At 26.9% G+C, this 7,289-nt stretch carries 6 protein-coding genes; 3 read left to right on the top strand and 3 right to left on the bottom strand.

What is annotated here, in order from left to right; translation table 11 throughout:
- The coding region (locus H2277_RS04145) for a PDC sensor domain-containing protein (RefSeq protein ID WP_337201106.1) at positions 1-936 on the bottom strand (936 nt) is incomplete at its 3' end.
- Between the two features lie 119 nt (positions 937-1,055).
- Between H2277_RS04145 and H2277_RS04140 the strand changes: the two genes are divergently transcribed.
- The 3 genes from H2277_RS04140 to H2277_RS04130 are packed head-to-tail and all read left to right on the top strand — an operon-like array spanning position 1,056 to position 3,525.
- Positions 1,056-1,919: a metal ABC transporter solute-binding protein, Zn/Mn family gene (locus H2277_RS04140; RefSeq protein WP_337201105.1), complete on the top strand. Its 864-nt coding sequence runs from the start codon at positions 1,056-1,058 to the stop codon at positions 1,917-1,919.
- Positions 1,920-1,927: 8 nt separating this feature from the next.
- Positions 1,928-2,719, top strand: coding sequence for a metal ABC transporter ATP-binding protein (locus H2277_RS04135; RefSeq protein WP_337201104.1), 792 nt, complete (start codon positions 1,928-1,930; stop codon positions 2,717-2,719).
- Positions 2,719-3,525, top strand: coding sequence for a metal ABC transporter permease (locus H2277_RS04130; protein ID WP_337201103.1), 807 nt, complete (start codon positions 2,719-2,721; stop codon positions 3,523-3,525). Before H2277_RS04135 ends, H2277_RS04130 begins: the two co-directional genes overlap by 1 nt.
- Here the strand turns inward: H2277_RS04130 and H2277_RS04125 are convergent.
- Together H2277_RS04125 and H2277_RS04120 are read right to left on the bottom strand one after the other, a co-directional pair.
- The gene (locus tag H2277_RS04125) at positions 3,496-4,878 is read right to left on the bottom strand and encodes an McrC family protein (protein WP_337201102.1); all 1,383 of its coding nucleotides are present in this window, start codon (positions 4,876-4,878) and stop codon (positions 3,496-3,498) included. The two genes, H2277_RS04130 and H2277_RS04125, sit on opposite strands and share 30 nt — an antisense overlap.
- The gene (locus tag H2277_RS04120) at positions 4,871-7,225 is read right to left on the bottom strand and encodes an AAA family ATPase (RefSeq protein ID WP_337201101.1); all 2,355 of its coding nucleotides are present in this window, start codon (positions 7,223-7,225) and stop codon (positions 4,871-4,873) included. Before H2277_RS04120 ends, H2277_RS04125 begins: the two co-directional genes overlap by 8 nt.
- Positions 7,226-7,289: the final 64 nt, after the last annotated feature.

The raw sequence follows: 7,289 nt of genomic DNA, 5'->3' as shown, positions 1-7,289 counted from the left end.
GAGTTTAGCTATAAATGTATAAAGCAATAAAGAAATAATTACTACCATAGCTAAAGAAGAAATTATTTGTACATAAGTCATTTTAAGAATAGGCTCTGTTATAATATCAAGTGGTTCCCCTATACAAATAGTTGAATTTTCATATTTTGCACATATAGCAAATCTTTCACTATTATCTCTTTTTCTTAGATATTCGAAAGGCTCAAAGTCTACTTTCGTTTTGGATAAAGCTGCAATTTGATCAATATTATAGCCTTCTTTGAGTTGCTCTTTATCTGTTGCTGCAAAAATTTTATTGTTTTTATCAAATGCAAAAGTTCTACCTGGAGTCGCTTCAAATTCTTTCTGTAAATCTTTAGTTAAAATATCAATTGCTAAAACTCCAATAAATTTACCGTCTTTATAAAGAGCTTTAGCATAAGTAAAACAAGGAAGTTTGGAAGTAATATCAATATAAGAAGAGGTTATATATGTATCATTTGTTTTTAAAGCTTCTTGATAATATTCTCTTGTTCTTGCATCATAATTATCTGCTTTTCCATAAATATAAAATTCTAAACCTTTAGAATCAGAATCTGCATCGGAAACAATTAATTCTCCATTAGGCTGAGCAATATAGGCCGCTAAAAATCCACCAGCATCCCTTAAAACTTTAAGATCTTCACCTATACTTTCTTTAAGTGCTTGTTCGCTATTTAATTCATTGTAAGATAAGCTTAAAATCCTTTTACTATAATTTTGGAGAATTTCTAAATTTTTCTCTTGAAAGGAAACAAGAGAATTTCTAGCTACTTTGATATAATTGGTTTCTGATATTATAGTTTGGTTATAAATCAAATTTTTCGAAAAAAAATAAATTATAACACCCAAAATAACTAAACAAATTATAGTTATTAAACCTGCAACAAAAGAAACTTTAAATTTCAAATTTCCCATAAATATTTCCTTTTTTCCAATTTTAATCATTTTTACCAAAAGATGGTATTATAGCAAAATAAGAATTTATTTTATATTAAAAATGCTATCTCTAAAATATTTAAAACGGGGTTTAAACAATGGTAAAAAAAATATTTTTCTTATTTGCAATTTTATTAAGCTTTTTAAATTTGACTTGGGCTAAAGATATAAAAAATCACAAAGATATCCCTACTTTAAGTGTGAGCATACCACCTCAAGCCTTTTTTGTTGAGAAAATAGCCGGAGATACTGTAAAAATAAATATTATTTTACCACCTAATGCCAATGAACATCATTTTGAATTTAAACCAAGCGTTATGAAAAAACTCGAACAAAGCAAAATTTATTTCACCATAGGTTTGGAATTCGAAAAAATTTTTATTGACAAATTTCATCATAATTTTCCCAGTTTAGAAATCTCTAATATGCAAAAAAATATAAAGTTATTAGATTTTAAAGACTCTCATCATGATCATCAAAAAGATCCTCACACTTGGTTAGATCCTATTTTAGTGCAAACCATGGCTTTAAATATTTATGATACCCTGATCCAAAAATACCCTGAAAATAAAAATTTTTATAAAGAAAATTTAAACAAATTCTTAGCAGAATTAGACAATCTTAATTTGCAAATTTCTTCAAAACTTGAAAATATCAAACAAAAAGAATTTATTGTTTATCACCCCTCTTGGACTTATTTTGCTAAGCGTTATCATTTGATTCAAATTCCTGTAGAAATTTTAGGTAAAGAACCAAAAATAAAAGAACTAAAACAGCTAATAACCTTTATCAAAGATAAGCAGATTAAAACTATTTTTGTTCAAAATGGTTTTCCCGAAAATGCAGCAAAAACCTTAGCTCATCAATGTGATGCTCAAATTTACGTCATCAATCATCTTTCAAAAGATTGGGAAAAAGAACTTTTAAAATTCAGCGATGCTTTATCTAAATCTTTAAAATAGGTAATTTGATGGAATTTTTTTCTATTAAAAATCTTAATTATTCCTATAATAAAGAATGTGTTTTAAAAAACATCGATCTAATATATGATAATCAAGATTTTTTATCCATAATAGGTCCAAATGGTGCTGGAAAATCCACACTCATAAAGCTGATTTTAGGACTTTTAAATTCTCACAATACAATTACATTTAAACAAATTAAAAAAAGCGAAATCGGCTATGTTCCACAACATACTTTAGCCAATCCAAATTTTAATCCTAGAGTCCTTGAAGTGGTGCTTATGGGACTTATCAATAAAAAAAGATTTGGCTTCTACAAACAAGAAGATAAAAACAAAGCCTTAAAAGCCTTAGAAAAAGTCCAAATGCAAGATTTTTGGAATAAAAAAATCAATGAATTAAGCGGGGGGCAAAGACAACGCGTATTTATAGCAAGGGCTTTAGCAGATGAATGTAAAATGCTTATTTTAGATGAACCAACCGCAAGTGTTGATAGTAAATCAGCAATACAAATTTTTGAACTTTTAAAATCTTTACATGAAAAAGGCATAGGCATTTTGCTTGTTTGTCATGATATCAATTTAGTTCTTGCCTATAGCGATAAAATCGCGCATTTAAATAAAGAATTATTTTTACATTCTAATCAAAAAGAAAAAAAGAAAAGTGATTTTTTAAAACATTTATACGAAAATCATTCTCATTTTTGCGATGTAGAAATGAGTTTAAATTCATGCTTGTGCGATCATAATTGCAAGGATAAAAATTTAAAAACACCGCTGCACTTTTTTAAGGAAAAATAATGTTTGAAATTTTTCATTTCACTGTATTTCAAAACGCTCTTTTTGCGGCAATTTTAGTCAGTATTGCTTGTGGAATTATAGGAACCTTAATCATGATCAATCGGCTTTTTTCTATGGCTGGAGGGATTACACATGGGGCTTTTGGAGGTATAGGGGTCGCTTTTTATTTTTCCTTGCCTATTTTACTTAGTACAAGCATTTTTACCCTCATTTTAGCTTTTATCGTTGCCTTTTTAGTCAAACATTACGAGCACAGAAGCGATAGTATTATTGCTGTGATTTGGGCATTTGGAATGGCAATTGGGATCATACTTATAGATTTAAGTCCTAGTTATAATACCGATCTTATGGCTTATCTTTTTGGAAACATTTTAGCGGTTGAAAATGAAGATTTATATCTAATGGGCTTAATTGATGGGATTGTGATTTTTTTAATGCTTTTATTTTATAGACAATTTGAAGCGATAAGCTTTGATGCTGAATTTGCAAAAGTGCGTGGAATCAATACAAATTTTTTCCATTATCTTTTAATCGCACTGATGGCATTTTGTATTTGTATTTCAATCCGCCTTGTTGGACTTATTCTTATTATAGCGCTGCTAAGCATTCCTAGTTTTATCGCTGAAAATTTTAGCAAAAAGCTTGGCTTTATAATGATTCTGGCAAGTTTTTTGAGTATGATTTTTTGCTTAGGTGGGCTTTTGCTTAGTTATTATTTTGATCTTTCTAGCGGAGCTTGTATTATTATCGTTGCTTGCTTTGGTTTTTTAATCAATTTAGGCGTGAAAATCGTTTGCAAAAGGTAAGGGTGCAAACAAAATTTTTAACTTTATGCGACTTTCTAAGAAATTTAAAAAATCACTTGCTTTAAAAAAATACTCATCCTTTTTGCTTTTCTCTTTTAATTCTAAAGTTCTCCCACACAAAGGATAAATAAGCCAAACCTCTTTCACCTTGAATTTAGCAGCATAGGCAAACATTTGATAAAGATCGCTTTGTGCGATAGAGTATTGTTTTTTATCATCACTATCACTTAGAATTTTCCATTTAGTATCTGCGATTATATGATCTTGGATATAAAGATCTGGTTTAAGCAAAAAACAATCTTCATTATCATTTTTACTCATTAGAAATTTAGTTTTATCTTGAGTCTTAATCTTAACTTGCTCATTGGCTATTTTAAACATATGAGCTACATAATCTTCAAAAAGTTTTTCCATAGGAAAAAGCAAAGCAAAAGCTTCGTTGCTTCCTTTATAAGGGGTAAAAGTTTCTTTTTGTAAAAAAATCCTACACCAAGAAAGCAAAGTTTCATAATAATCAAAATGTCTTGAAATTTTATACTCAAAATCCTTTTTATAATTTTTAGATAATTGGACATTATCAAGCATTTGTAAGGCTTTTGTGACTTTAAATTTATGCATAGTTGTTTTGGATTTTAAAAACTCAAGAGTGGATTTTATCAAACGATTTGGCGGAATATCCAAGATAAACTCATCACTTTCTGTAAAAAATCTTTCTTTATGGATAAGATTGTGTTTTAAATTTTCACTAAAAAGCAATTTTCCCTTTAAAAAAGCCCTGTTATCTTCTATGCTTACATAATCTTTTTTTAATCCTTTTTTAAAAATCAAATCCAATTCTTCTAAAAACATAGAAATAAAAATTTCAAATAAAGACATTTTAGAAGTTTTCAAAGATGAAATATGACTTTTTTTAAAAGGAGAATTTTTTAAGGTTGTAAGCAAATTTAACAAAAGTTGCTTAGAAGGAAAATTGTAATTTTTTTCATAGTTAAAATTTACAAATTTTTCTATTTTGATCTCGTTTTTAGGCTCGTTCTCTCGTATATCTAGTTTATAAATTTGTTTTAGTTGATGAAAATTTATTTTTTTTAAATTCTCATCTTTTTCTCCTTGATAATTTTCTAAATCAGTGCACTTAGGCAAGATCTCCAAAATCCCGCTTTTTGTTTGTATCATACCCACATAATTTTTAGCTTTTAGTGTATTTTTATTTTTAAAACCTAAAAAAATTTCATTATTTTTAGCAAATTCTTCTAATTCTTTATAAAATTTATTTGCCCTATTTCCAAAATCTTTTTTTAAGTCATTCTCGCAAAAAGCTTGATACTCAATAACTTGAAAAACATTAGTCATTGTTTTTATTATTTTCTTCGGTTTTGTTATCGCTAATTTGATTTTTATAAATTTTTTGATACGTTTCTATTTTATCCCAAATTTCATTATCAAAAGGGGTAATATTATAAATAGTTTTCTCATTGTATATTTCTAGCTTCTTAATGCTATTTAAATAATCATTTTCTTTATTTTCTGTAGCTTCTTTAATCATATCATTATTATTTAAAACAGCATTTATTGAAGCATAATCATCGTAAAAATACTCTTGTAAAAGAGGGATGATTTTATTTTGAAAAACGCTCTTTAAATTTTCCAAATTTTTAACACCTATGAAAAACGCATGTCCTATAGTTTTTTCTCTATCTAGCAAGCATTCTATACGAGTATTGATAGCTGTTAATAGTTTTGATAAATCTACGTCTTTATATTCTAAATTTTCTAATTCTTTAGGATTAGGCATCATCTCTACAAATTCAAAACGCCTTCTTAAGGCTGTATCAAGCGAAGTTATACTTCTATCAGCTGTATTCATAGTGCCTATAATATAAACATTTTCAGGCACCCCAAAGCCTTTCCCGTCATCGAATTTTCTCTCGCTATAAGGTAAAGCTACCCTTAGTTCTTCTTCTGCCCCTATTCTTTTGCTTGGCTCTATCAAAGTTATAAGCTCGCCAAAAATCTTACTCACATTACCGCGATTGATTTCATCAATGATAATAATGTAGGGCTTTAAATTTTCTTTATCTGCGGTATATTTAATCGTTTGCTGTTCTTCAAATTCTTTTAATTTTTTGTAAAACATAAAATAATAAATTGCATTTCCATGATATTCACGCCTACTATCATATTTTGATTTTATATCCTTATAAGTCTTTATTTTTCCACTTTTAAATTCAAAATAGTCTCTTTTAATAATATCTATAGTTAATCTTTGAGGACTTTTTATAGAACCGCCCAATAAAAATGAACGGTATTCTTCGCTACTATTAAGCAATATTTCCTTGACATTGACTTTATTTTCTAATAAAAATTCTTTTCCTTGATTTAAAAATTGCTCATTGATATAATCACCAAAACCTATAATCAACTTATCTAAATCAATTTCTTTATCTTGTTTATTTGCTAAATAGTTCCTTAATGCTTTTTTACAAAGTTCTTTAAAAATTCCATCTTTTATTTCGTATTCTAATTCTTTAGAACTTCTATTATCTTCATTTATAACAGGTTTTATACCTTCTACAAATTCTTCATATCCATAACTTTGATGAAAGGTAGTAAAAACTATTTGTCCATTTTTTACATACTCATCAAATTTTGCTTTTTTGTCTATTCTATTTTCTAAATTTTCACCCAAAATTTCTAAAGCTTTATCTATAGTATGATAAGTCTTTCCTGTCCCTGGAGGCCCATAAAGAATTTGATTTAAAGATATATTTTCATCTTGTATATCTTTTCCAAAATGAACTTTAAAAAATTTCTCATAATATTTCAATGCATTAAAATACATATTACCATTTTTAAGATTTTCTGATAAAAAATTTTTATCTTTGTCTAATTTGTGTTTATTTCTATAAAATTCATTGTTATCGCTACAACTATACAAACTCTTATCTAAAAATTTCTTAGATATATTATCTATTGCATCAATATATTCTTTTATAACTTCATCGTGCAATTCACTTTTTAAAAAAATAAAAAATAGTTCTTTTATTTCTCTAATATAATTTTCACTATTTTCACCATATTCAAGCCATAAAGGATTGGCTATTTTATTTATCATATCTATTAATGATAAATTTTCATCTTCTATTAATTTTCTATAAATTTCACATGTTTTCAATTTCTGTTTAAATTTATTTTTGGATATTACGTTTAAAACATCTTTTGAAAAAATATTAACTATTTTAATATTTTTTATATCTTGATAATGAAAAGCTATTTTCCATTTTACAGCATCCCCAAAATTTATCTTTTCTATCGCCTCTAAATCATTATTTTTACTTGCTTGTATTATTTTTACAATTATTTTTTTTACATTTTCAAAAGCTTCATCTTGGTTATTTCCATATTTAGATAACCAAGCATAATTTTGATTATACAATCTACCTTTGGAAGATTTTTTTTCACCCTCATCGTTTCTTCTATATATACCAAATTTAAAACTTGAGCCACCCCAAATGCTTCCTATATTGCCAAGTTTATTTTCTATCCAAAAAGTAAAATCATCTCTATTTGGATTTTCTTTTAACACACTGGTATATTCTTTTAAAGTCATTTCTTGGACTCTATCTAAAGTCCATACTTCTTGAAATTGTAAAAAATTATCCACCAATTCTTGAGATTCTTTTTTATCTAAATTCCGCATTCAATTTCCTCTTTAGCTATTTTGAAAAATTAATAAGCATTATAATAAATTATTTATTAATATT

Source organism: Campylobacter sp. W0014 (assembly GCF_020135975.1).
Lineage (GTDB): Bacteria > Campylobacterota > Campylobacteria > Campylobacterales > Campylobacteraceae > Campylobacter_D.
Note: the sequence above shows the minus strand (reverse complement) of the source record. Positions and strands in the feature narration are given on the sequence as shown.